Source organism: Candidatus Enterococcus avicola (assembly GCF_047470845.1).
In the GTDB taxonomy this organism is placed as follows: Bacteria; Bacillota; Bacilli; order Lactobacillales; family Enterococcaceae; genus Enterococcus_D; species Enterococcus_D casseliflavus.
On sequence record NZ_JBLGTY010000022.1, the window covers coordinates 21,675 to 47,197 of the forward strand.

25 protein-coding genes are annotated in these 25,523 nt (G+C 39.6%); 18 read left to right on the forward strand and 7 right to left on the reverse strand.

The features are described 5' to 3' along the window. Nucleotides 1-20 precede the first annotated feature (20 nt). Genes ACI3E5_RS14740 through ACI3E5_RS14750 form a run of 3 tightly spaced genes read left to right on the forward strand, consistent with a single transcriptional unit; the run spans nt 21 to nt 1,575 of the window. Nucleotides 21-464 carry a phage holin family protein gene (locus ACI3E5_RS14740; protein ID WP_373193485.1) on the forward strand — a complete coding sequence of 148 codons (444 nt, stop codon included), beginning with the start codon at nt 21-23 and terminating at the stop codon, nt 462-464. Between the two features lie 39 nt (nt 465-503). Continuing rightward, nucleotides 504-758 (forward strand): DUF5960 family protein, encoded by a 255-nt coding sequence (locus ACI3E5_RS14745; protein WP_438844870.1) that lies wholly within the window; start codon nt 504-506, stop codon nt 756-758. Nucleotide 759: 1 nt separating this feature from the next. Continuing rightward, the gene (locus ACI3E5_RS14750; protein ID WP_498822026.1) at nt 760-1,575 is read left to right on the forward strand and encodes an N-acetylmuramoyl-L-alanine amidase; all 816 of its coding nucleotides are present in this window, start codon (nt 760-762) and stop codon (nt 1,573-1,575) included. 187 nt (nt 1,576-1,762) lie between these two features. Here ACI3E5_RS14750 and ACI3E5_RS14755 read toward each other — a convergent pair whose 3' ends face one another. Continuing rightward, on the reverse strand, nt 1,763-2,476 hold the full coding sequence (locus ACI3E5_RS14755; RefSeq protein WP_498822028.1) for a hypothetical protein: 714 nt from the start codon (nt 2,474-2,476) through the stop codon (nt 1,763-1,765). 892 nt (nt 2,477-3,368) lie between these two features. On the opposite strand from ACI3E5_RS14755, the gene ACI3E5_RS14760 reads away from it, so the two are divergent. From ACI3E5_RS14760 to ACI3E5_RS14770, 3 genes are read left to right on the forward strand one after another with little or no spacing between them, the layout of a single operon-like run. Further along, complete coding sequence (locus tag ACI3E5_RS14760; protein ID WP_189372384.1) at nt 3,369-3,728, forward strand: hypothetical protein; 360 nt, start codon at nt 3,369-3,371, stop codon at nt 3,726-3,728. Beyond that, nucleotides 3,725-4,405: a helix-turn-helix domain-containing protein gene (locus ACI3E5_RS14765; RefSeq protein WP_185953367.1), complete on the forward strand. Its 681-nt coding sequence runs from the start codon at nt 3,725-3,727 to the stop codon at nt 4,403-4,405. Before ACI3E5_RS14760 ends, ACI3E5_RS14765 begins: the two co-directional genes overlap by 4 nt. Then, nucleotides 4,366-4,764 carry a hypothetical protein gene (locus tag ACI3E5_RS14770; protein ID WP_142968767.1) on the forward strand — a complete coding sequence of 133 codons (399 nt, stop codon included), beginning with the start codon at nt 4,366-4,368 and terminating at the stop codon, nt 4,762-4,764. Before ACI3E5_RS14765 ends, ACI3E5_RS14770 begins: the two co-directional genes overlap by 40 nt. Here the strand turns inward: ACI3E5_RS14770 and ACI3E5_RS14775 are convergent. The 3 genes from ACI3E5_RS14775 to ACI3E5_RS14785 all read right to left on the reverse strand — a co-directional run bounded on the left by ACI3E5_RS14775 (nt 4,751) and on the right by ACI3E5_RS14785 (nt 6,554). After that, on the reverse strand, nt 4,751-5,020 hold the full coding sequence (locus ACI3E5_RS14775; protein WP_498822031.1) for a hypothetical protein: 270 nt from the start codon (nt 5,018-5,020) through the stop codon (nt 4,751-4,753). The two genes, ACI3E5_RS14770 and ACI3E5_RS14775, sit on opposite strands and share 14 nt — an antisense overlap. 188 nt (nt 5,021-5,208) lie before the next feature. Beyond that, nucleotides 5,209-5,499, reverse strand: a complete 291-nt coding sequence (locus tag ACI3E5_RS14780; RefSeq protein WP_423118859.1) for a DUF5960 family protein — start codon at nt 5,497-5,499, stop codon at nt 5,209-5,211. A 395-nt stretch (nt 5,500-5,894) separates the two neighbouring features. Further along, nucleotides 5,895-6,554, reverse strand: a complete 660-nt coding sequence (locus ACI3E5_RS14785) for an Ltp family lipoprotein (protein ID WP_034858833.1) — start codon at nt 6,552-6,554, stop codon at nt 5,895-5,897. A gap of 228 nt (nt 6,555-6,782) precedes the next feature. Between ACI3E5_RS14785 and ACI3E5_RS14790 the strand changes: the two genes are divergently transcribed. Continuing rightward, on the forward strand, nt 6,783-6,971 hold the full coding sequence (locus ACI3E5_RS14790) for a hypothetical protein (RefSeq protein ID WP_016608598.1): 189 nt from the start codon (nt 6,783-6,785) through the stop codon (nt 6,969-6,971). A 59-nt stretch (nt 6,972-7,030) separates the two neighbouring features. On the opposite strand, the gene ACI3E5_RS14795 is transcribed toward ACI3E5_RS14790, so the two are convergent. After that, nucleotides 7,031-7,180 (reverse strand): hypothetical protein, encoded by a 150-nt coding sequence (locus ACI3E5_RS14795; RefSeq protein ID WP_005229155.1) that lies wholly within the window; start codon nt 7,178-7,180, stop codon nt 7,031-7,033. 466 nt (nt 7,181-7,646) lie between these two features. Here ACI3E5_RS14795 and asnB point away from each other — a divergent pair, with 466 nt between their 5' ends. Beyond that, nucleotides 7,647-9,542, forward strand: coding sequence for an asparagine synthase (glutamine-hydrolyzing) (asnB, locus tag ACI3E5_RS14800; RefSeq protein WP_498822034.1), 1,896 nt, complete (start codon nt 7,647-7,649; stop codon nt 9,540-9,542). Nucleotides 9,543-9,595: 53 nt separating this feature from the next. Here asnB and ACI3E5_RS14805 read toward each other — a convergent pair whose 3' ends face one another. Continuing rightward, nucleotides 9,596-10,399 carry a Cof-type HAD-IIB family hydrolase gene (locus ACI3E5_RS14805; protein ID WP_005229159.1) on the reverse strand — a complete coding sequence of 268 codons (804 nt, stop codon included), beginning with the start codon at nt 10,397-10,399 and terminating at the stop codon, nt 9,596-9,598. Nucleotides 10,400-10,660: 261 nt separating this feature from the next. On the opposite strand from ACI3E5_RS14805, the gene ACI3E5_RS14810 reads away from it, so the two are divergent. Together ACI3E5_RS14810 and ACI3E5_RS14815 are read left to right on the forward strand one after the other, a co-directional pair. Beyond that, nucleotides 10,661-12,100: an NCS2 family permease gene (locus ACI3E5_RS14810; protein ID WP_005237180.1), complete on the forward strand. Its 1,440-nt coding sequence runs from the start codon at nt 10,661-10,663 to the stop codon at nt 12,098-12,100. Between the two features lie 101 nt (nt 12,101-12,201). Further along, nucleotides 12,202-13,407, forward strand: coding sequence for a multidrug efflux MFS transporter (locus tag ACI3E5_RS14815; RefSeq protein WP_005231893.1), 1,206 nt, complete (start codon nt 12,202-12,204; stop codon nt 13,405-13,407). A 47-nt stretch (nt 13,408-13,454) separates the two neighbouring features. Here the strand turns inward: ACI3E5_RS14815 and ACI3E5_RS14820 are convergent, their stop codons facing one another. After that, nucleotides 13,455-13,637, reverse strand: coding sequence for a YjzD family protein (locus ACI3E5_RS14820; RefSeq protein ID WP_008377814.1), 183 nt, complete (start codon nt 13,635-13,637; stop codon nt 13,455-13,457). 147 nt (nt 13,638-13,784) lie between these two features. Between ACI3E5_RS14820 and dnaE the strand changes: the two genes are divergently transcribed. The 8 genes from dnaE (at nt 13,785) to ACI3E5_RS14860 (ending at nt 25,033) form a co-directional block, all read left to right on the forward strand. Then, nucleotides 13,785-17,096, forward strand: coding sequence for a DNA polymerase III subunit alpha (gene dnaE, locus ACI3E5_RS14825; protein WP_413157845.1), 3,312 nt, complete (start codon nt 13,785-13,787; stop codon nt 17,094-17,096). A 161-nt stretch (nt 17,097-17,257) separates the two neighbouring features. Next, nucleotides 17,258-18,220, forward strand: coding sequence for a 6-phosphofructokinase (gene pfkA, locus ACI3E5_RS14830; RefSeq protein WP_081117192.1), 963 nt, complete (start codon nt 17,258-17,260; stop codon nt 18,218-18,220). A gap of 83 nt (nt 18,221-18,303) precedes the next feature. Beyond that, nucleotides 18,304-20,088, forward strand: a complete 1,785-nt coding sequence (gene pyk, locus ACI3E5_RS14835; protein WP_005229179.1) for a pyruvate kinase — start codon at nt 18,304-18,306, stop codon at nt 20,086-20,088. 195 nt (nt 20,089-20,283) lie between these two features. Continuing rightward, the gene (locus ACI3E5_RS14840; RefSeq protein ID WP_010749661.1) at nt 20,284-20,844 is read left to right on the forward strand and encodes a YceD family protein; all 561 of its coding nucleotides are present in this window, start codon (nt 20,284-20,286) and stop codon (nt 20,842-20,844) included. A gap of 56 nt (nt 20,845-20,900) precedes the next feature. Then, on the forward strand, nt 20,901-21,080 hold the full coding sequence (gene rpmF / locus ACI3E5_RS14845; protein WP_005229191.1) for a 50S ribosomal protein L32: 180 nt from the start codon (nt 20,901-20,903) through the stop codon (nt 21,078-21,080). A gap of 185 nt (nt 21,081-21,265) precedes the next feature. Beyond that, nucleotides 21,266-22,687 (forward strand): NADP-dependent phosphogluconate dehydrogenase, encoded by a 1,422-nt coding sequence (gnd, locus tag ACI3E5_RS14850; RefSeq protein WP_005229192.1) that lies wholly within the window; start codon nt 21,266-21,268, stop codon nt 22,685-22,687. A 139-nt stretch (nt 22,688-22,826) separates the two neighbouring features. After that, the gene (locus ACI3E5_RS14855) at nt 22,827-23,513 is read left to right on the forward strand and encodes a response regulator transcription factor (protein ID WP_005229193.1); all 687 of its coding nucleotides are present in this window, start codon (nt 22,827-22,829) and stop codon (nt 23,511-23,513) included. A gap of 14 nt (nt 23,514-23,527) precedes the next feature. Then, nucleotides 23,528-25,033 (forward strand): HAMP domain-containing sensor histidine kinase, encoded by a 1,506-nt coding sequence (locus tag ACI3E5_RS14860; protein WP_034696083.1) that lies wholly within the window; start codon nt 23,528-23,530, stop codon nt 25,031-25,033. Nucleotides 25,034-25,523 lie beyond the last annotated feature (490 nt).

A 25,523-nucleotide genomic window follows, 5' to 3' on the forward strand; every position in this document is an offset into this window, starting at 1 on the left:
AGAAAAGGAAAGTGAGATATATGGATATGAAAATGTTGTTATGGGCACAGGAAATGATGAAGGATGAATATGGGAAAATTGTGATTTGGCTGGTATTTATTCTGGTTCTAATGGCGATTGATGTATTAACTGGTTTTATCCAAGCTTATACCAATCATGACTTGAAGTCTGGAAAGATGAGTACTGGTTTGTTGAAGAAATTCGCCTTGCTCTTGGTTATGGTAGCAATCGTTCCTTTAACAGTGGTGTTGCCTGGTATTGTTTCTGTCACCGTGATTATTAGTGTTTACACCTTAGAAATGGTAAATGAATTGATCAGTATCTTGGAGAATTTAAACAAGCTAGGTGTTGGCACAAATATCTTTGATCCTATTATGAAACGATTAAAAGTAAATAATGAAACTCCGACTGAAGAAAAACCAGACTATGGTGATGGACAGGAGTTCACAGAAAAGAAAGAGTAGCCTATAAGTTGCTCTTTTTAACTTGAAGGGATGATGAACATGAGAAACAAAGAGAATTTTATTAGTGACTTTGAAAAAGTTGCTAACGAGCAAACACTTCGAACGGTTGATCCAGTAGAAGATGCTTCACATGCAATGAATCAATCAAATGAACTTAAATATGTACTTCCAACTGAGTTCAGCAAAACAGGCAAGGATGAATCCTTCATTTTCGCGAAGAATCTGCGTGAAAAGACGGGTTCTGATTTAGGCGAAGTATTAGAAGATTATTTTTATGTAGGAAGAGGTGAATAGAATGGCGTTTAAAGATTCGCATGGTGGTCATTGGGGATTAAATATGATGGATCCTGGTGCTTTAGGCTGCGGATATAAAGAAGCTGAAATTGCACATAAAATAAATGAGCTGATGCGCTCTTATACTGGTGCACCGGATACTTCAGATTATAAAGCGACCTCAGTCAATCAAAACTTGGGTAATATTGTAGCGAATATGAACAACTTTCCGGGAGATTATCATATTAGCAATCACTTGAACGCTTTTAATGGTACTGCGAACGGTGTCGAAGTTTGGTATTGGGCGGGCGATGAATCGGCTAGACAAATGGCAGAAAAAGTCTCTGCTACTATTGCCAAAGTAACCGGGCTATTTAACCGTGGTGCAAAAGCAACTACTAGCTTGTATGTTATTCGCAACTCAAATGGGCGCACATTACTTATTGAATGGGGCTTTATTGATAATCAGGGCGACATGAATAAGTTGCTTCCAAATCTTGATAAGGCAGTTCAAGAAGTTGTTAAATTATTTGGATATACGATCAATTCAAATAATCAAGAATCAGTAATCAAAGATACACCAGAAATCGAAAAAATCTTAGGAGGAATTGGCATGTTTATTTATTGGCAACCACAAGCAAAAGGAAATATCAGTGACGGATATGGCGTATGGGGGAATAAACGATTTCATCTGAACAATGATGAAAAAGTCAAACACTTTAGAGCGATGGTAAGTAATGCAACAGGTGCAGCTTGCAGGGAATATCGTTGGCCACGTGGGAGTGAACAAATCAAAACTGTGGAAAGCTACACAGATCTTCAAAAAACAGTGGTTTAGAAATAATAGCCCGCCTTACTTAGTAGGGCGGTGTACATAGAAAACAAAAAAGCTGCCTAATTTAATAGACAGCTTTTTTTACCAGTATTTGCTTGATTCTTTGCAAATAAAATCTTTGTGTTTGAAAAAACACTACCCACACTACGATCTTGTAGTGAAATACAATTTAATTATACAGTTCCAAGGACTATTGGTCAAGCAAGTAAAAAGATATCTTTTTGTCTATATCTTTTAAATAATCTGGATAAACACTAAGATTGTTCAGAGGATCTAGTTTTGATGTAGGTCTAATAATACGAAACTTAGAAACAGTAGCTATGTTATCAAGCTTTAAATAATTAATTGATTTCATTTTGTTTGTTAACTTAAAAATATTGTTGAAGACTTTTTCTTTATCTTTAGAAGACAAATTAATCTTACGAGTTGTGTCGACAGGATGGTATGTTGAAGGAAAATCATATCTGGCAATAAGTGGTATGAAAATATCAAAATTAGATTCGTTATCGTAAGAAACAGCATTGTAGTGGTTTAAAGCCAAATATGATATTAATTCTTTGCTAAGATTGAAGTTGACTTTTAAATGATTTGTACCCGGCTTGGATGTGAATGGAATCACTGTGATTTTTTGAGAATATGGATTATCATTTTTTGTAAGAACTAATGCATAGTGAGGACCAGATAATTCAGCACCAATGTTTAGACCAAAATTTACTTTGATTATTCTTCCTCGGTTATAGGTTGAAAATTTTGTCCTTTTATTACGATTCTGAAAATCAGAGTTTAATGCATTCGTAAGAAATTGTAGACTTCCCAACACAGAACAACTTTTAAACGTATCGTTAGAGTTATTTACTAATTTGGTAATATTATCAGATATAGAATTTATCTTTGTTTCTTTCATGACTTGCTCCTTTCTTTACTCTAAAATTTTTATTATGAAAATTATAATATTATTGATATACGAACAGAAAGAGAACGCAAAAAAGCTTCCTTACTCAATTATGAGTCGGGAAGCTTTTTTTATTGTATTCAAAAGTTACTTTACTTGCAGTAACCAAGTTTATCCTTTAGATTATTAGGTGCGTGCAATACTTTACGAGGAGTATTAGGCGGTGAAAACTTGGGGAAGTGCGCCTAATACTCTTCTTGTTTATTTTAGCATTATTTCAATGTAATAGATATTATTGATTAGAAAATCGTCATAAATTGGTTGAGTTTAATTAATAAAAGTTGTAATGTAGACTCATACCAAACAATCCAATTTTTCATTTGTTTACTCTTCTTTTAGTCCACTCTATCATAACTAGGGTGGACTTTTTGTTGAAATAAAAACTATGTTCTTGTAGAATGAAATCATAGCCTTGACCGGGGCTATTTCATTTTATATCTTTTTTCAGGCCCACTCTCCTTGAGGGTGGGTTATTTTTGAGCAAAAGATTACTACAATGGTGCAGTTGACAGTCTATGCGGTAAAAACACAATTAAAGCGATGCAGAAAGCTTTGGGTAACACACAAGACGGAAAGATCAGCGAATTGTCTGATATGGTCAAGGCATTACAACGAGCATTGAACAACAATAAGCTTCCGTGGTAAACAAATAGCCCGCTTCTGCGGGCTTGTACATAAAAAGATATTAAAAATAATATTAATTACTTAAAAAGAGGAGGTCAGGTTATTGCATTTCATTTTTGATTGTGTGTATAATGTTACTAAGAGGTAACAAAATAAATGTTGACAAGAAGATGATTTTAACGAAATAATAAAAATATATATTATTTCGGAGGATAATCATGTGGAGATAGATACAGAAACTAGAGTTAGGTTGTTTTTACTTAGCTTTAGGGAATTGTTTGACCAAAACGCAATTAAATATGAATTTAATCGAAAGTCATCTTTGTACTTTAGAGAAATGGGATGGACAAATACACATGCTGCTAGATATGTAAGGGAAAAACTCCGTATATCTGATTATTGTGAGGGACCAAGTGAGCATCATTTCAAGGAAGGCACAACGGTCACTGTTTTTGGGATGCAGTTAAACAATGTTGAACTATACGTGAAAATTTCAATTGATGGAAATTACTGTGGATGCATGTCCCTACATCCTTCAGAAAGACCGATGAATTATCCTTTAAGGGGGTGCACGGAATGACTAAAAAGACGATAGAAAATAAGTATTGCTCCGAGTGCGAGCATTTAGCAAGATTTGAAGAAGTTAGACTTATAGAAAAAGTTAAAGTTAAAAATTCTATGATTGAAAATGAACATATATACTATCAGTGTAATCAATGTAAAGAATTATTTGAACCTTTTGATGATCCTGATTACAACGCAAAACTTGACTTTGAAAAGTACAAAAAACTAAACGGACTGTTGTCTTCAAAAGAAATCAAAAAGATACGGTTGTTCTACTCTTTATCTTTGAGACAAATGGCTGACTTAATTGGAATAAGCTATAGCACATTAAGTGAGATTGAGAACGGTAGTATTCAAAGTAAATTATTGAATAATGTATTTTTATCTTTTAAAGATCCTTTTGCTGCTAGGAATGTATTCAAAGAAAGAGCTGCCTTTTTAAGTGAAAATTTCGATGGGTTTCTAAAGCAGATAGATATCTTGTGTGTTAGAGAAGAAGAGAGTTTGTCTGAGCTGAGAGAAGAAATTCGAAACGAGCTTTCTGAATTGAGAGATCAAACGAATGATATGCTTGCCAGAGTAAATTTATTAGAATATGATGTTAGTCATTTCAGTGAAGAAATGAATTCAGATACAAGGAATGGAGAAATCAAATGGAAAGTACCGATTACACGTATTATGGCACAACTCTAGTAAAAGTTGATTTTAAAAAAAGTTTATTGAAAAATAATATTGATGTAAGATTTGGAGTCTCTCCTAAGGTAAATGAGAAAAAAGATATTTCTATTAAAGGTAAAGCTGAGTTTATTATTGATGGTAAAGTAAAGGGATCAATAACTATGCAAGCAGTTTTCAAATTAAATAAAAGTATCGATACTGAGGATATGAAATTTTCTGATTTTGACTCAGAAGACCAAAATTATTTTATAAGACCGCTTTTGTCAGAGATAAGTCTTTTTATATCTATCCTAAGTCAAAAAGCGTCAAGATTGCCTATTATTCTTCCAATAGAAGAAATTTTAGAAAGTAGAAAAGACTCTAGCGAAAGCTAAGGTCTTTTTTCATTTCTTCAAATTCAATCATAATCTTCGTCTTACCAATCACCGAATACTTCCTAACAACAAATTGTTTCCTACTATTATACTCACCAGCAATCACAATTTTCATTCCCTCATCCACATCTGCCAAGAAATTCAAACTATGCGCAGCAATCAGACAGTTCACATCGTCAAGGGAAAAACGTACTAAAGGGGTCTTGCCCATCTTCAATACACGTATCTTCGATACATAGCCTTTCATCGATTTCATAACAATCGCCTCCGTAAGCTTGTACATAATAGCGACAATCCGTTTTACCTAAAGTGACAGCAACGTAAAACTCGATACATTTTGAGCCGTATAAATCTTCCTGTGACTCAGAAATAGAGTTCGGAAAATCATTTATAAACTCAGAGAAAGATAGGTACCCCTGCTCAAATTGACTGATTATGTTCATATCAGTTACCGCCGGGCTTATACTTAATGCTAGGATCATATTTTCGAAGTATCTTGTCTTGTGTCCTAACATGATCAAATAGATAGTTCTCACCGTCTTTCTTAAATACATAAGCTAATTCTTTAGGATATCCACTATAGCTTGATGGCACGGTAAAGTAGGGTTTCCCGAAATTCTCCATCGTCTGAACAAACTGATCGTAAAGTAAGTGGGCTGGACCCATTCTTTCAATAAACTCGTAGTAATATCTTTCCAATGCGTAGGTCCTTTGATGCGCTAATGGTATTTGCATATCAATCACTCCTTGTAAGAATTATACGAACAAATGTTCTTTATGTAAAGAGTGACTAATAATAATTTGAAAAAAACAGTTCTCACTAAGAAAATTTATTTTGCATCAATTTTGCATTAACTCTGAAAAATAGCTTATAAATCAATGTTTGTAATGGGGGTTTTAGGCTTGTACTCTCCTTATATCAACGCTTTGGAGCGTTTAGCCTATCTTTTGAGATAGGCTTTTTTGTTTGTTGTGGGCAGAAAAATGGGCAGAGAAGCTAACTGACTGCCGAGCTTGCTCGATGACCATCTGAAAAACCCTCAGCCTAGACTCGATCTGGAAATCAACAGAAATGTACACTAATTCGTCGAACCCTTTTTTGCTTGTGGTCCTGCAACAAACGAAAAGAATCAATCGGGCAAACGCGCTAAGGCGTATTCAATTTGTTCAGAAGTAAAGCCTTCAAAGGAAAGTTGGCTCGCCACACGCTCATCTGATAAGGATAAATTTTGCGAGTAGCGAATTGCTTTTTTCAAAGCTTGCTCGTTCCAATCGGCATCCACAGTGGCTACGGCAAAGTCTGCTGCGCTCTCAGAAAAATCTTCATAGAGTAGTTGGCGTTTCAAGCTCGACTGAGAAAACGCATTGCTGGATAAGTATCTTTCTGCACGATTCAGTGCATTTCTTTCTTCACGAGAAAGTTGAGGTGTATGTTGCTCGTTGTTTGCGGGTTCTTCTTGTTGTGCGCTGCTTGCTTCGTTGTTGCCAGCTGTTTGTTCTCCTTGTGGTTGTTCCATGGAAGCAGCGGCATCGCCAAAGGATTCATTTTTCCTTGCTTCGTTACGTAAAGAAAGGCTTAATTGCGCAGTGATGCTATCGAAAGACGTCACATCTTGGTAGAAGGACAAGCCACCATACGAAAACAAGACAATAAAGGCGGAAGCGACAATGAGAAAAACATTTCGATCTCGTTTGTTTTTTTGAGTTATCAACCCAATATAAAATAAGATAATGCCAAAAATGAAACCGATCAAACCGATAAAAAACAAACCAGCGAAAAATGTAGCCATAAGCATCCCCCCTAATAAAACAGTTTCCTAAAGTTAATAGTACTATGTCTGGAATCAGAAAACAGATTTGTCTTTTCATGAATAGAGGAAAAGAATGATTTGACAAATGTAACGTGTATGCTATTAATGGATCATTCATATGTATTAAAGAAGTGACGCTCAAGAATTACTGGTAAAATCGCTAGTAAACGAAATGAAAGTACAGTTGTATCAGTAGGAGGGAAGAAGATGGATTTTCAAGAAAAAGATTATTTTATGCGTTACACAAAAATTGCGGCACAGGGATTGAGCAAGTTTATTACGCAAGGATCTGTTGATGAAATCTTACAGCTGGATGAACAGCAAAGTGGACAGAAGCAAGAAGCGGATACTGCAAAAGACAAAAGCGAGCCAAAAAACAAGAAAGCACCTAGCTAATTTTTTCCTTAGCGAGGTGCTTTCAGTACGAATCGGTATCCTTCATTTGGATAAACTCCTTATGCAGTTTTTTTCAATTCTTGTACAGCTTGCTCGATCGTAATTCCAGTCGCAAAATGATTCGCATCTTTTTTATCGAAAACGATAAATAAATTCAATTTGGTATCCAGAGTTACACGATATTGTAGATCTGTGTTATAGAATGTCATAGTCATTCTCCTTTCTTAAAACTTGTCATTGAAAGGCAACGGTTAGTTGATAACGAAATTCCATAGTTAGAATAACACTTTTTTTCACATTCGTCCAATAAAACTATCAAACGAACGAATCTGACTGATCCTTTTCAAGAAATCAATGCCTGAGAATGGCAGCAAAAGAAGTTTCCTGGAGTCAGTAAATTCGGGAAAAGTATCTTTGTATATTTTCAGAAAAATAGAATTCATAAAAAATTTCTTAAGAATTTTGAGGATAGCTATTTTCTTAGATAACAAATTTGTAAGATTGAGAGTATGAGTTGGTTGGAAACCTTGATATCATAAGGTTTATCTCCAAATTATGTTTTGTGCAAAAATATATTGATTGTATTTTTTTGAAAAAGAGATCGTATCTCTTGAATTCTATGGTATGATTTACTTTAGAAAAATGAAAATGGATTATGAAAACGGATGTGAAAATATGTGCGGAATTGTCGGCTTTGTCAATTCAAAAGACCAAAAAGAAATCATTATTGAACGCATGATGGACCGGATCGTTCATCGCGGACCAAACAGTTCAGGAAAATTTACCGACGACCAAGTAGCGTTAGGGTTTCGTCGTTTATCGATCATCGACTTAGAAGGTGGCTCACAACCGATTTTTAACGAGGATCGAACAAAAGTCATTATTTTTAATGGGGAAATCTATAATTTTCAAGTGTTGCGGGAAGAATTGATCCAAGCGGGTCATGTTTTTTCTACCCATTCGGATACCGAAGTAGTCTTACATGGCTATGAGGAGTGGGGCATTGATGTTTTGCAGCGCCTGCGGGGAATGTTTGCTTTTGCCATCTGGGATACTCAAAAACAAGAGCTTTTCGGCGCACGGGATCACTTTGGGATCAAACCATATTACTATGCGCAAATGAATGGCAGTTTTATGTTTGGTTCTGAAATCAAGAGCTTTTTGCCTCATCCAGATTTCAAGAAAGAGTTGAACCAAGAGGCGTTGAAACCTTATTTGACTTTTCAATACTCGCCTTTGAACGGAGAAACCTTCTTTAAAGGTGTTCATCGTTTGCAAGAAGGGCATTATTATTTGTTTAATGAACAGGGATTGACGATCAAGCAGTATTGGGATGCAGATTTTTCAGTGAAAGAAAATCATTCAAGAGAAGAATGGGTCGACAAAATCGATCAAGCAGTCCAAGAATCAATTGCCGCTCATCAAATCAGTGATGTTGAAGTCGGCTCATTTTTATCCAGTGGTGTCGATTCAAGTTACGTAGCTTCTGTCTTGCGACCAGATCGCTCGTTTTCAATCGGGTTCGATGACAAAACCTACAACGAAGCGATCGAGGCCCGCAAATTGACGGAAAAACTTGGTTTGAACAACACAGCAGCGGTCATCGATGGTGAAATGTCCTTTGAGGCATTCCCGTTGATTCAGTATCACTTGGACGAACCAGATTCTAACCCAAGCTGTGTCCCTTTGTACTTTTTAGCCAATCTGGCAGCACAGCAAGTGCGAGTCGTTCAATCTGGGGAAGGGGCAGATGAATTATTTGCCGGTTATGCTGCTTATGGATTCCACACAAACTCTAAAGCGGTGCGCGTTTTTGCCCAAGGGTTGAAAAAATTGCCACAAAACATCCGCTTTCGTTTGGGACGTCAAATCGGCAAAATGAAAAACTTCCATGGTCGAATCCATCTTTATGAAGCCACGGCACCTGCCCAAGACTTCTTTATCGGGCAAGCACTGGTCTTTGAAGAAGAGGAAGCACTGCAGCTTTTAAAACCAACGTATCAAAAAGGACCCTCTGTTGCTGAAATCGTTGCGCCTCATTACGAGAAAGTCAATGGTCTCAAAGACGAGGTCAATAAGATGCAATATTTGGATCTTCATCAGTGGATGCCGAAGGATATCTTGTTAAAAGCAGACAAAATGTCCATGGCGAGTTCCTTGGAATTACGCGTTCCTTTATTGGATATTGAGATGCAAAAGCTGTCGCAAACAATCCCGACGAAATATTTGATCAATCAAAACAACACCAAAGATGTGTTTCGACAAGCGTCAAACCGTCATTTGCCAAAAGAGTGGGCAAACCGTGAAAAACTCGGTTTTCCTGTACCTATCAAGGCATGGCTGAAAGAAGGAACAGGATATGAAGCAGTCAAGAGCCTTTTTGAGTCAGACTTTGCGGCAACCTTCTTCGATCAAACAGCCATTTTACAAATGCTTGAAGACCATCGCCAAGGAAAACCGAATCTTCAGCGAAAAATCTGGACGATCTTTACGTTCTTGACCTGGTATAAAGTATTCTTTATTGATGAATCGATTCCAGAAGCCAAAGAAATCGTTTATGAAACACTTTGATTTGAATATGGCAGCAAAAAAAAGCTGATGCGGACATCCCGCATCGGCTTTTTTTATAGACCTAAATATTTTTCCAAGTAATCGACCATGCCATCTTCCGCATTGGTTTTGTCGGTAACATCATTGGCGATCGATTTTAATTGTTGCGTGCCATTCGCCATGGCAACGCCCCAGCCCGCATAATCTAGCATCTCCAAATCGTTGTGTTCATCACCAAAAGCGATGATATCTTGTCGATCCAAAGACAAAGAATCCGCGATCACCGAAAGACCAAGTGCTTTATGGACCCCTTTTGGTACGATCTCTAAGATAGCTTGAGGTCCGCCCCATGTTCGAACATCGACCGCATCGTCGAATTGATCCTTGATACGTAAAGAAACAGATTCTGCTAATTCATTTTCGGTTTTCACCAGTAATGAAGTGGGGTCCGTTTTTAAATTTGCTAATAGATTTTTTTCGGAAGCATTGCCCGAAAAGAAAAAGTGTTGATCAAATCCACTTAGGTCATCAATGAAAAAGGTTTCGCGATTTTCTGCTGCCACAAACGTCAGCCCCAGCTGCTCTTTTTGCGCCATGAGCTCAAACGCAATTTCTCGAGAGATCGAGTGCTCCATTTCATTTGCCCAGACTTGTCGAGGTTTATGGACTAACCCACCGTTAAAATTGACCATTGGTGTTGTGAGCGCCAATTCTTTATAGAATTGATCGCTCATACGAAAAGGTCTTCCTGTAGCGATGGTAACAAAGTGTCCCGCTTTGGTGGCGCGAACCAGTACCTCACGTGTGCGAGGGGAAAGTTGGGATTCAGTATTTAAGGTTGTGCCATCTAAATCAATGGCGATGATTTTTGGTTTCAAAAGACTCGCTCCATTCTCTTATGGTAGTGGCTTAAGTGTAACATATTTCTGTCATTTCACAATACAAGTAAGTTTTCGATAAGTTTTCATAATAGTTACAAAGCAAAACACGAACATTAAACGTTTTTGGTTCGTTTTATTCGGAAAAAGGTTTGAAAAGCGAAAATTATTCCCTTATAATTTGTAATTGTTCGATGAAAAGCGCAATTATTCATTTTTTCTTTTCATAGAAACGATTAAAGTTCAGGAGTGAAACATAACATGGAAAAGTTTTTCAAATTAAAGGAGAATAAAACGACGGTTTCCACAGAAGTGATGGCTGGGGTCACCACCTTCTTCGCGATGAGTTATATTTTGTTTGTGAATCCGACGATTTTATCTGCTGCAGGCATGCCGTTTCAAGCTGTTTTCTTAGCAACGATCATCGCTTCAGTGATTGGTACCCTGATCATGGGCTTATTTGCAAATGTGCCTTACGCGCAAGCACCTGGAATGGGCCTTAATGCATTCTTCACCTTTACCGTCGTTTTTGGTTTGGGGTATACGTGGCAGCAAGCATTAGCGATGGTTTTCATCTGCGGCTTGATCAACATTTTTATCACGGTCACTCGTATCAGAAAAATGATCATCCATGCGATTCCAGAAAGCATGCAGCATGCAATCGGCGGCGGGATCGGGATCTTTGTGGCTTATGTAGGGATCAAAAATGCCAACTTGCTAAACTTCAGTGCAGACACTGCCGCAGTGACGGGTTCAGTTGTCGACGGTGAGACGATCGTGAGTGCCAATTTTAATGGGGGGATCGTCCCAGCTTTGGCGAATTTCAATAATGCACCTGTTTTGTTAGCAGTGATTGGTTTAGTAGTGACTACTTTATTAGTGGTGAAAAATGTTCGTGGGGCAATTATTTTTGGTATTTTAGGAACGACGATCATCGGTATTTTGATGGGTGTGGTGGATTTAAGTGCCATTGATTGGCACGGGAACTCATTAGGAAGTTCCATCAGCGAACTAGGCATCACATTTGGCGCTGCGTTTGGCTCTGAAGGAATGGGCTCACTATTCAGTGATTCTGCCAAAATCCCTCAAGTAATCATGACGATTTTAGCGTTTAGCTTATCAGATGTCTTTGATACGATCGGTACCTTTATCGGGACTGGACGTCGTACAGGGATCTTTTCGAAAAAAGATGAAGAAGCGGTTGAAAACAGTAACGGGTTGAACACGAAGATGGATAAAGCCCTTTTTGCAGATGCCGTAGCCACTTCTGTAGGTGCCATCGTAGGGACCTCAAATACAACGACTTATGTGGAATCAGCAGCTGGTATCGGTGCTGGTGGACGCACGGGCTTGACTTCTGTTGTAGTGGCAGCACTCTTTGCAATCAGCAGTATCTTTTCTCCACTGATCTCAATCGTTCCCGCACAAGCGACAGCACCAGCGTTGATCTTAGTTGGGGTAATGATGATGGCTTCGTTTGCAGACATCAAGTGGACCGATCTAGAAGAAGCAGTTCCCGCTTTCTTCGCGTCTATTTTTATGGGCTTGTCTTACAGTATTTCCAATGGGATCGCTGTTGGTTTCATTTTCTACGCATTAGTGAAAGTAGTGAAAGGAAAAGCCAACGAAGTGTCTCCGATCATCTGGGTCGTCAATGCGTTGTTTATCCTAAACTTTGTCATTTTGGCTTTGATCAGTTAAGTTTAATGAAGAAAATCTTTCTGTATGTTACCTGCAGAAAGATTTTTTTATTTGATTATTACTCACGATACGGTATAGTATTTGTGAAAGAAGGTTTGTAAATGAAGATTGATTGGAAACGAAATCTACTGATTTCATGGGTAGGTTGTTTTTTTACGGGTGCCAGTTTTAGTCTTGTCATGCCATTCATTCCCTTATATATAGAAGAGTTAGGCGCTCCAGAGAGTCAAATTGAGTTGTTTTCTGGATTAGCAATCTCAGTAACGGCGTTTGCGGCGGCTATCATTGCTCCAGTATGGGGAAATCTAGCAGATCAAAAAGGTCGTCGCTTAATGATGATTCGCGCGGCTGCGGGGATGACAGTGACGATGGGGTCTTTGGCTTTTGTACCGAATGTCTATTGGTTGTTGATCATGCGTTTCTTTACCGGAATTTTATCGGGGTATATTCCCAATGCGACTGCATTGATTGCTTCGCAGGCGCCTCGAGAAAAAAGCGGTTGGGCGCTTGGGACATTGGCTACAGGAGCCATCGCAGGGAATTTGATCGGTCCATCGATGGGTGGGGCGTTGGCGCAATGGTTCGGCATGAAAAATGTTTTTATCATTACTGGTGTTGTGCTGCTAATTACGCTCTTGCTTACGATTTTTCTCGTTCAAGAAGATTTTGAGCCGGTTGAAAAGGGCGATTTGCTGTCCATCAAAGAAATTTTTGGTCAAATCAAAAATATGCAGTTGCTTGTCGGTTTGTTTATTACGTCACTGATTTTACAGCTAGGTGTAACGAGTATCAGCCCGATCCTTACATTGTATATTCGTGATCTAAGCGGGAACAGTGGCAATATTTTGTTTGTCAGCGGATTGATCGTCTCTGTTGCTGGTGTTTCGGCAATCATCTCTTCGCCATTTTTAGGCAAAATCGGTGATCGTTACGGCAATCACAAGGTATTGTTAGGCGGTTTATTGCTGTCATTTTTCTGTTTCATTCCGATGGGCTTTGTCTCCACACCGTTTCAGTTGGGCGTGCTGCGCTTCTTGCTTGGTTTTTCGACAGGTGCGTTGATGCCGTCGATCAACACACTGATCAGCAAGATCACCCCGATGGAAGGGGTCAGCCGCATCTACAGCTACAACCAAATGTTCTCTAACTTTGGACAAGTGTTAGGTCCGATGGTCGGCTCAACGGTGGCAGCTGGCTTTGGTTATCCCGCCGTCTTTTGGGTAACTAGCGGGTTTGTACTGATCAATATTTTTATCTCAGGATTTAATTTCCGTAAAAGCTTGCGTAAAACGGACATCAGTGAATAGTTGAAAAGAAAAAAAAACCAGTTACAATAAAGGTAACTGGTTTTTTTTTAATGGCTTGTCTTTTCAGGCGCTGGTGCGATAATACCAACAAGAATGATCACCACACCTGTGACCAAAGAGATGATTGAAGTTAATTGAAAATCATAAGTTGCTCCAGCAAGTGAGCTGCCTAGATAGCCAACGACTTGACCTAATACAAAAGTCCAAAATAAAGTGACTAAGTAACGCATGACGACACCTCTTTTCTGCGTATCTTCCATTTCGACTTTAGTTTATCACAAAAATATTTATTGTAAAGATTTTCACTTTTTCATTTTGTTTTTCAAATCTAATTACTAGCAGAAAGAAAGAGAATTTTCATTTTTGGAGGGATTTCAATGTATTCACAGCTCACCACCTTAAGCGCCTATTCGTTGCTGCAAAGTACGATCAAAATTCCTCACTATATAGAGCAAGCCAAAAAGATGGGCTATCAGACGTTGGGTCTGACCGATCATAATGTTCTCTATGGCGCGGTCGAGTTTTATCAGCAATGCCTAGCACAGGGCATCAAGCCGATTTTTGGCGCTTTGTTCGACTGTACCTTCGGAGAGGGATCAATGTCCTTTCCATTGTACGTATTTGCAAAAAACCTCAAGGGTTATCAAACCTTGATGCGTTTATCAAGTGAAAAAATGATCACCGAGCAGTTGAATTTGGCTACTTGTGATTCTTTGCAGGACCTCTTTGGTTTGCTGCCTGAAGGCGAGGGGTTTCTGCCTTCTCAGCACGATGATCTAGAAGCCAATCAAGAAGCACTGCGAGCAATCAGCCATAAATTTGATTCTGAGAGCTTGTTTTTAGGTATTACTAGCAAGGGGCTAGATCCAGAAACGATCGCTTGGTTTAACGAGCAAAACATTGCACCATGTGCCTATCAACCAATCGCGGCTTTAGCACAAGAAGAAGCCTTTGCAGTCAAAGTGATGACGCATATCAAAGAGGGCTCGCAAATTGAAGACTTTCGTCAGGCTAAAGAGCAAGGGGCTGCGCAGCTTTTTCTACAACCAGCAGACCAACTGACCGCGGCATTTGAAGAATGGTCGCAGGCATTGATGAATAATCAGCGGATTGCAGCTGAATGCGCCGTCGAGCTGCCGCTGCATCAGCGGCTGTTGCCTCATTACCCGCTACCAGCCGAAGAAAGCGCTGCGGACTATTTGCGGAAAATTTGTTTTGAGCGTCTGCCTCAGCGTGTTGCCCACGTTACATCGGCGTACGAACAGCGTTTGGATTATGAGTTGTCCGTCATCCATAAGATGGGCTTTGATGACTATTTCTTGATTATTTGGGACGTCATGGACTTTGCCCACCAACAAGAGATCGTTACCGGCGCTGGACGGGGATCGGCTGCTGGCGCACTGGTGGCATATGTTTTATCGATCACCGACGTGGATCCAATCAAATACGATCTTTTGTTTGAACGATTCTTGAATCCAGAACGTTACACGATGCCTGATATTGATTTAGACATTCCTGACAATCGCAGAGACGAGATTTTACAGTATGTGCGCCAAAAATACGGGCAAGAATATATGGCACAGATTGCGACGTTTGGCACCATGGCGGCCAAAATGGTTCTGCGAGATGTTTCTCGTGTCTTTGGTCTTTCGCAAAGTGAAGCCAATCGCTGGTCAAAAGCCATCCCCAATGCCTTGAAAATGACCTTAGATCTTGCTTATGAACAATCCAATCAGCTGCGAGAATTGGTGTCGTTTAATGAGCGAAACCACGTAATGTTTCAAGTCGCCAAAATTTTAGAAGGCTTGCCACGTCACGTATCGACTCATGCCGCTGGTGTGGTGATCAGTGACAAGAATTTGCTTGATTTGGTTCCCTTACAAGAAGGCAGCGATGGGATCTGGCTGACCCAATTTACCATGAATGACGTAGAAGCCATCGGCCTATTGAAGATGGACTTTTTAGGCTTGAGAAACTTATCGATCATTGATAATACCTTGAAAGGCATTAAACGAATCAGCCAACAAATCGTTACCCAAAAGGAGATTCCTCTTGATGATCCAGCAACATTGCGCTTGTTTCAAAAAGGCGAGACCGCAGGGATCTTCCAATTTGAATCAGCGGGGATACGCAATGTGCTGCGTAAGTTAGGACCAGAAAGCATCGAGGATATTGCCGCAGTCAATGCCTTGTATCGTCCAGGACCGATGCAAAATATCGATACCTTTATTAAGCGGAAAAAAGGACAAGAGCGTGTCTCTTATCCAGATGACAGCTTGATTCCGATTTTGCAAAACACTTACGGAATCATTGTCTACCAAGAGCAGATCATGCAGGTAGCTTCCAAAATGGCTGGTTTCAGCTTAGGACAAGCAGATATTTTGCGTCGAGCAATCAGTAAAAAGAAAAAAGACGTCTTGGATGAGGAACGTCGTCATTTTGTGCAAGGCGCCTTAGCCAATCAGTACGATGAAAAGACCGCCAATTTGGTCTATGACTATATCGAGCGGTTCGCCAATTACGGGTTTAATCGATCCCATGCGTTTGCCTATTCCTTTATCGGCTTTCAAATGGCCTATCTGAAGGTACACTATCCCGCACCATTTTTTGCTTCGATCCTACACTCGGTACGCAACACCGCCAGCAAAATGAAAGAATATTTAAATGAAGCCGCACGTTATGGCGTAGAAGTACTGCCGCCTTCGATCAATGCCAGTGGGTTTAGTTTTCAACTGCAAAATGAAAAACAAATTCGTTTTGGTTTCAGCAGTATCAAAGGAATCCGACGCGACATGATCCAAGACATTTTGGCAGAAAGAAAAGAGCATGGTAATTTCACGTCTATGGATCAATTTTTGCTTCGCTTGAATCAGCGTAACAGCAAATGGTTAAAATTGGATTATTTATTGCCGCTTTTGAGCATCGGCGTATTCGATGGGATCGCCCCCAATCGAAAACAAGCACTGATCCAGCTAGAAGGAAAGATCCAAAACATTACTTATAGTGGCGGCAGTTTGGATCTCTTAGAAACTATGGCATTAAAAGAAGAAGCCGTTGCCGATTACAAACTAGAAGAAAAACTGGCTTTGGAAGAAGAATACTTAGGTGTTTATTTGTCTGGCCATCCCGTGGAACAGTTTCAAAAATTGCACCAATTAAAACAAATCACTGATATTGCTGATCTGGTTCCGAATGAACGGGTGCGTATCCTTTTATATGTGCGCAAGATTCGAGAGATTCGAACGAAAAAGGGCGAACAAATGGCGTTTGTCGAAGGAACAGATGCCAGCAAAGAAGTGTCAGTAACGATTTTTCCCATCGTTTATCGACAAGTACGTTCCTTGATTGAAGAAAATGCTGTTCTTTATATCGAAGGAAAGGTCGAGGTAAGTCGTTACAATGGTGAAATCCAACTCATTGCTGATAAAATAGACTTAGCAGAAAACGTTCAAAATAAAATTGCGTCACAAACTTGTTACTTAAAGATTTCTGCTGAAGCTGAAACGTCGCACCTGCAAGCATTGTCGAAGGAAATGAAGCAGCATCACGGAAATATTCCAGTGGTGATGTTCTATGAAAGCAGTGGCAAAAAAGTGTTATTAGCAGAAGAAAACTGGGTGACGGATGAGCCGAACTTTGTCAAACAACTGATCGCATTATTAGGAAATGGAAATGTAATTTTCAAGTAATTTTCCGAAAACGGTAATTCGACTTACACTTTTTTCAACTTTTTCCCACTATTTCAAGACATTTTCATGGAATAATGGTAGAATATGTCTCGTGGTTATTACTTGAAAACTAGCAAACAGGGGCTTCCCTAAACAAAATCTTTTGATGAGGTGAAAGAATAATGAAACGCATTGGAATTCTAACCAGTGGCGGCGATGCACCAGGAATGAACGCAGCGATTCGCGCAGTTGTCAGAAAGGGTATTTTTGACGGACTTGAAGTATACGGAATCAACTATGGCTATGCCGGACTAGTTGCAGGCGACATTCGTCGCTTAGATGTTGCTGATGTTGGTGACAAAATTCAACGTGGTGGAACATTCTTATATTCAGCACGTTATCCAGAATTTGCGACACAAGAAGGACAATTAAAAGGAATCGAACAATTAAAGAAATTTGGCATCGAAGGGCTAGTCGTGATTGGTGGAGATGGATCTTACCATGGTGCGATGGCACTTACTCGTCACGGTTTCCCAGCGATCGGGATTCCAGGAACGATCGATAATGACATTCCAGGAACAGATTTCACGATTGGTTTTGATACAGCGATCAATACTGTCTTGGAATCGATTGACCGGATCCGTGATACAGCGACATCCCATGTCCGCACATTCGTGATCGAAGTAATGGGTCGTGGTGCTGGCGATATCGCTTTATGGTCAGGTGTGGCCGGTGGTGCGGATGAAATCATCATCCCAGAACATGATTTTGACATGCAAGTTGTTGCTGATCGTATCCGTGAAGGACGCGACCGCGGGAAAAAACATTGCTTGATCGTTTTAGCCGAAGGTGTGATGGGCGGAAATGAATTTGCTGACAAACTTTCTGAATACGGCGATTTCCATACCCGTGTATCCATTCTAGGACACGTTGTCCGGGGTGGTTCACCAAGCGCTCGTGACCGTGTGTTAGCAAGTAAATTTGGTTCATATGCCGTTGAATTATTGCAACAAGGCAAAGGCGGTCTATGTATCGGTATCGAAAACAATGAAATGATTGCTTCTGATATCATCGATACCCTTGAAAACAATCGTCACAAACCAGATCTTAGCTTGTATAACTTGAACAAAGAAATCTCATTCTAAAGAGATTTTTAAAGCAACGCAACAGTAATTTTGTAAAAAAAGCTTATTAGCTATTTTAAATAAATGAATAGGAGCGTTTAGTAATGAAAAAAACAAAGATCGTAAGTACATTAGGACCAGCAAGTAACAGTGTGGAAATTATTTCTCAACTGATTGAAGCCGGTGCGAATGTCTTCCGCTTTAACTTCTCTCATGGAGATCATGAAGAACAATTAGCGCGTATGACAATGGTTCGTGAAGCCGTAAAGAAAACTGGTAAAGATGTCGGTATCCTTTTAGATACAAAAGGTGCTGAAATCCGTACAACTGTACAAAATACGACAGAAGCAGACTTTGGTCGTGCTGGATACATCCAATTCAACGTTGGCGATGAAACACGTATTTCAATGGATCCAGAACACAAAGGAACAAAAGAAAAAATTGCTGTAACTTATCCTGGTTTATTTGAAGATGTTCATGTGGGCGGACACATCTTGTTTGATGATGGCTTGATCGACATGGAAATCAAAGAAAAAGACGAAGCAACCCGTGAATTAGTGGTTGTCGTTAAAAATGCTGGAATGTTAGGATCACGTAAAGGGGTCAATGCTCCTGGCGTATCAATCAGCTTACCTGGTATTACTGAAAAAGATGCAGAAGATATCCGTTTTGGTCTTGATAACGATATCGACTTCATTGCCGCTTCATTTGTACGTAAAGCGCAAGACGTTTTAGAAATTCGTGAAATTTTAGAAGAAAAAGACATGACTCATGTGCAAATCTTCTCTAAAATCGAATCACAAGAGGGTATCGATAATATCGATGAAATCATCAAAGTTTCTGATGGTATCATGGTTGCCCGTGGTGACATGGGTGTTGAGATCCCTGCTGAAGAAGTACCAATGGTTCAAAAGAGCATCATCAAAAAATGTAACGCTGCTGGTAAATCAGTTATCACAGCAACACAAATGTTAGAATCAATGCAACAAAACCCACGTCCAACTCGTGCAGAAGCTTCTGACGTTGCCAATGCTGTCTTTGACGGTACTGATGCAACAATGCTTTCTGGTGAGTCAGCAAACGGTGACTACCCTGTTGAAGCAGTAGCAACAATGGCACGTATCGACGTGGAAGCAGAAAAAGCTTTATCAGAAAACAGCACTTTCCAAATCAACCAATTTGATAAAACAGATGTAACGGAAACAATCGGTTTATCTGTTGCTCGTGCAGCGAAAAACTTAGGGGTTAAAACAATCGTTGCTGCCACTGAATCTGGCTACACTGCAAAAATGATCTCTAAATATCGTCCAGATGCTGACATTTTAGCTGTCACATTTGACGAACGCACAAAACGCGGCTTGATGCTTAACTGGGGTGTGTACCCAACCGTTGCTGAAAAACCATCAACAACTGATGAAATGTTTGAATTAGCAGCAAAACAAGCAGTTGATTTAGGCTTTGCCAAAGAAGGCGATCTAATCTTGATCACAGCCGGTGTTCCTGTTGGTGAACGCGGAACAACCAACGTAATGAAGATCCAATTGATCGGATCAAAATTGCTTGAAGCGCAAGGAATTGGTGAAAAATCAGTTGTTGCCAATGCCGTGATCGCTCACAGTGCCGAAGAAGCAATTGCGAAAGCAAAAGATGGCATGATTTTAGTTGTACCAACAACAGATAAAGAATATATGCCAGCAATCGAAAAAGCAGCAGCTTTAGTTGTTGAAGATGGCGGCTTGACTTCTCATGCAGCAGTTGTCGGAATCGCGAAAGATCTACCAGTGATCGTTGGTGCCAAAGACGCAACAACAACCATCAAAGATGGCGAATTGGTTACTCTTGATTCTCGTCGCGGTATCGTTTATCGTGGAGAAACAACAGCGATCTAATGATTTTTAACGATTGATCAAGCAACAGGCAAGTGCACGTTGTGCGCTTCCTGTTGTTTTTTTGAGAGTGTCGAAATCCCTTGAGAAAAGGCATTAAAATGACACGATCAAAAATGAAAAAGGTGTCAAGAAAATTTCATTGACAAAGCCTCAGAAGCCCTGTATAATTGCTTTTGTTGCTTAGGGGTGATAAAAATGAAATGGTCTTTATTGGAATTAAAAAAATACCAAGAGACACCGCTGATGTTTGAAGAAACACTTGACCTAAAAAGTCAACTGATAAAACGCGATGGACAGATCATTGATTTGTCTCCTGTAAAAGTAAAAGGGCTGATGAGTGTTGATAAGCAAGGATACTTGCTGCACTATCAAGTGGAAACGACGATGACATTGCCATCTACTCGTTCTTTGACACCCGTAGCGATTCCTTTTGATTTTTCAGTGGATGAACAATTCATGACACCAGAGCAATTTCAGCGTCGCGATGAAACGATCGTTGAAGAAGAAGTTTTGATCATTGAAGGTCAAACCATCAGCTTAGATGAATCGGTCGCTGATAACCTATTACTTGCGATTCCTTTGCAAGTCCTGACAGAAGAAGAAAAACAAGGTTCAGCAATGCCATCTGGCAACGATTGGGCTGTTTTGTCAGAAGAAGACTTTGCAAATCAAAAAGAAGCGCAAGCTCAACAAGTTGATCCTCGTCTTGCAAAATTATCCGAATTATTCAATGAATCAGATGACGATAACGCGTAGGATTGGAATAAATTGCAGCCTCAAGGTTGCGTTCATTAACAAGGAGGTGTAGCAAAATGGCAGTACCAGCTAGAAAAACTTCGAAAGCGAAGAAAGCAAAACGTCGTACACATTACAAATTGACAATCAACGGTTTGAACGAATGTGCAAACTGTGGTGAAATGAAAAAAAGCCACCATGTCTGCTCTAACTGTGGTCATTACGATGGCAAAGACGTAGCAACAAAAGAAGCATAATTCCTTTTTTTCAGAAAGAGGATTCTAAAACCTTAGGCTAACCATGGAGCCTGAGGTTTTTTTGTTTTTTTTGGAAAAGATGGAACTTTTCAGAAATATTTTTTGTCCATCGAAAGAGAATAGTTCAAAAGCAGGTACATTTGCGCTATAATGAAAAAGATAATTGAATCTTAGGAGGATGAAAGATGACAAAACAACAAATCGGCGTTGTCGGTATGGCTGTTATGGGCAAAAACTTAGCGTTGAACATCGAAAGCCGCGGTTATTCAGTTGCCTTATTTAACCGTACTGGTTCAAAGACAGAAGAAGTAGTAAAAGAACATCCAGATAAAAATTTTAAAGCAACTTATACGATAGAAGAATTTGTCCAATCAATTGAAAAACCACGTCGTATTTTATTAATGGTAAAAGCAGGATTTGCGACGGATGCTACGATCCAAGAACTATTGCCTCATTTAGACAAAGGCGATATTTTGATCGATGGCGGAAATACCTTCTTTAAAGATACCGTTCGTCGTAACGAAGAGTTGGCAAACTCAGGAATCAACTTTATCGGTACGGGTGTTTCTGGTGGGGAAGAAGGCGCCTTGAAAGGTCCTTCAATCATGCCTGGTGGTCAAAAAGAAGCATATGAATTGGTTGCACCGATCTTGGAACAAATTTCAGCAAAAGCTGAAGATGGTACACCTTGTGTAACTTATATTGGGCCAAATGGTGCAGGCCATTACGTAAAAATGGTTCATAATGGGATCGAGTATGGCGACATGCAGCTGATTGCGGAGTCTTATGACTTGATGCAAAACATTTTAGGTCTATCTGTTGATGAAATGGCTGATATCTTTGCCGAATGGAACAAAGGTGAATTGGATAGCTACCTAATTGAGATCACAGCGGATATCTTGACACGTAAAGATGATCAAGGAACAGGCAAACCGATCGTTGATGTGATCTTAGATGCTGCAGGCAATAAAGGAACTGGGAAATGGACGAGCCAAAGTGCCTTAGACCTAGGTGTTCCATTGCCATTGATCACTGAATCTGTTTTTGCTCGCTATATCTCAGCTTACAAAGAAGAACGGGTCAATGCCAGCAAAGTATTACCGAAACCAGAAGCGGTTGCTTTTGAAGGAAACAAAGAAGAATTTATCAATAAGATCCGTGAAGCCTTATACTTCAGTAAAATCATGAGCTATGCACAAGGTTTCGCGCAATTACGTACAGCATCAAAAGAGTACGATTGGGATCTTCCTTTTGGTGAGATTGCCAAAATTTGGCGTGCAGGCTGTATCATCCGTGCGCAATTTTTACAAAAAATCACGGATGCTTATGACAAGAATGCTGACATCGAAAACTTATTATTAGATGATTACTTCAAAGACATCACGAAACGCTATCAATCTTCTGTACGTGAAGTAGTTGCGCTAGCTGTCCAAGCGGGTGTCCCTGTGCCGACGTTCTCCTCTGCGATCGCGTACTTTGATTCGTATCGTTCTGATCGTTTGCCAGCGAACTTGATCCAAGCACAACGGGATTACTTCGGCGCGCATACGTATGAACGGACAGATAAAGAGGGAATTTTCCATTATTCATGGTATGACGAAGCGTAAGCTTTAAGAGAATCCAAAAGAGAAAGGCCGAAAGTGAGAACTTTCGGTCAATCTCTTTTTTATTTTTTAGATACATGATAAAATAAGACAGATAATGTCTATTTTAAAGGCAGAATAATCAATAAAGGGGCTATCAATAATGAGTAATATTCTAATCATTGAAGATGAAAAGAACTTAGCTCGATTTGTGGAATTAGAATTGAAGCATGAAGGGTATAATACCGAAGTTCATTACAACGGACGGACGGGACTGGATGCTGCGCTGAATAATGAATGGGATGCAATCTTATTGGATCTAATGCTTCCAGAGCTAAATGGGTTAGAAGTTTGCCGACGTGTGCGTCAATCGAAGAACACCCCGATCATCATGATGACCGCGAGAGATTCTGTGATTGATCGAGTATCAGGTTTGGATCATGGTGCTGATGATTATATTGTGAAGCCTTTTGCAATTGAAGAATTGCTGGCACGCTTACGTGCGTTGCTTCGCCGTATCGATATCGAAGGGGACAAAAACGTCGCAAAACAAACCACGATCACTTACCGCGATCTAACGATTGAAAAAGAAAACCGTGTCGTTCGACGTGGAACAGATGTCATTGAACTAACAAAACGCGAATATGAGCTATTGTTGACTTTAATGGAAAACGTCAATGTCGTTTTAGCCAGAGATGTTTTATTAAACAAAGTCTGGGGCTATGAGACAGAAGTTGAAACCAACGTTGTCGATGTTTACATCCGCTACTTACGAAATAAAATTGATGTGCCAGGGGAGGAAAGCTATATCCAAACCGTTCGTGGTACAGGTTATGTGATGCGGTCGTGAACCTTAAAAAAAGAATGAAAAAATTAAAAGAACTGAAGGGGCCTTCTTTAACTGTAAAGTGGGCCTTCGCAAGTTCTTTCTTTATATTCGTCGTATTTACGATCTTTGCTGTGATCACCTATAAAACATCGGTGAATTTGATCGTCGCTAAAGAAGAAAACAATGTGGAGCGGACGATGTCAGAGGTTGCTTCTCGTTTAGCCAATTCGGATCAAGAACTAACATTGGTTCGGACGTATCGTAATTTAACCAAAAATGATGCGGGGACGACGAGCATTTATGATCGCACTTCAACGATCGATGGCAACTTAATGAAAATCGATTCCTTTATTTCGGAATTAGGCCAAGCGCCGTTGAGCTTGTTTGTTTATAATTTGAATGAGGATCTAGTGTTTAAAACCCATGAAAATGATTTAGCACTGATCGACACGCAGCGCAAAGCCCCAACCATCGTAACGCTGGATGGTATCACAGGCTTTCTCTCGATCCAACCCATCTATTCAAAAGGCACCAGAGAGCGGATTGGCTATGCACAAACCTTTTATGAATTGACTTCTTTTTACGAAATACGCAGCAAACTGCTGCTGACTTTGATTATCTTAGAAGTCGTTTCTCTGATTCTTAGTAGTGTGCTTGGGTTCTTTTTATCAGCGTATTTCCTTCAGCCGTTAAAGGTCTTGCGAGATACGATGGAAACCGTTCGGAAAAACCCACAGTCAACGGTGCATATGCCAGAATTAAATACGAACGATGAACTGTCTGATTTAGCAGATATCTTTAACGAAATGCTGGATCGCATGCGCCTATACATTGAACAGCAAGAGCGATTCGTCGAAGACGTTTCTCATGAGTTGCGAACGCCTGTGGCGATCATTGAAGGACATATGAATCTGTTGCAGCGTTGGGGAAAAGACGATCCAGAGATTTTGGATGAGTCTCTGGCAGCCAGTATGCAAGAGATCAGTCGGATGAAGACGCTAGTACAGGAAATGTTGGATCTCTCAAGAGCGGAACAAGTGGATGTTCATTATGCAAATGAAACAACCAATGCAAAAGAAGTTGTCTATCAAGTCTTCAATAACTTTAAAATACTGTATCCGGATTTTGTTTTTACATTGGATGATGACTTATACCATGAGTTGAAGCTGAAAATCTATCGCAATCATTTTGAACAGATCATTATTATTGTCTTGGATAACGCAGTGAAATATTCCACTGATCGAAAAGAAGTTCATCTATCCATTTCGTTGGATCGACAATCCTTTGAAATTGCCATTCAAGACTTTGGTGAGGGAATCTCCAAAGAAGACCTCGACAAGATCTTTAATCGTTTCTATCGGGTAGATAAAGCCCGTGCTAGAACCAAAGGCGGAAACGGGCTAGGGCTCTCTATTGCGAAACAGTTATTGGAAAGCTATAAAGGAAAAATTTCAGCAGAGAGTGTCATCGGTCAAGGAACGATCTTTCGAATCTATATACCGATCGTTCAATCAGAAGATCGGACGAAAAGAGAACGTTAGGCGAAAAGCTTAAGTTCTCTTTTTTTATCCATTAATGATAGATTTAGCCGCAAAATACTTCTTATAAACGAACGTTCGAATCGTTTGACAATGAATAATTCGCTTATAAAAATAGTTGCCAAAAAGCCTATTTTTTTAGTTGATTTTTCCTTTAAGAATTGCTATATTATTACTTGTCCTTGTTAAGACATTTGTAACAAACACTGATTGATCTTTTTTGAAATTAGTTGTTGACGAAACATTTTACAAGTGTTATTATAACAAAGTCGAAAAAATTTCATCTCTGAAAAACCTAATAAATCAAAAAAACTTTTCAAAAAAGTGTTTGACATATAACGGTTGAGATGGTAAGATAAAAAAGTCGCTGAGGTTAAGAAAGAAGTTAAATAACAACTTCTTGAAAAAAACTTTTAAAAAAAGAGTTGACAAACAAACGTCGCTCTGATATGATATAAAAGTTGCTAACACAGCACGGTAGACCTTTGAAAAC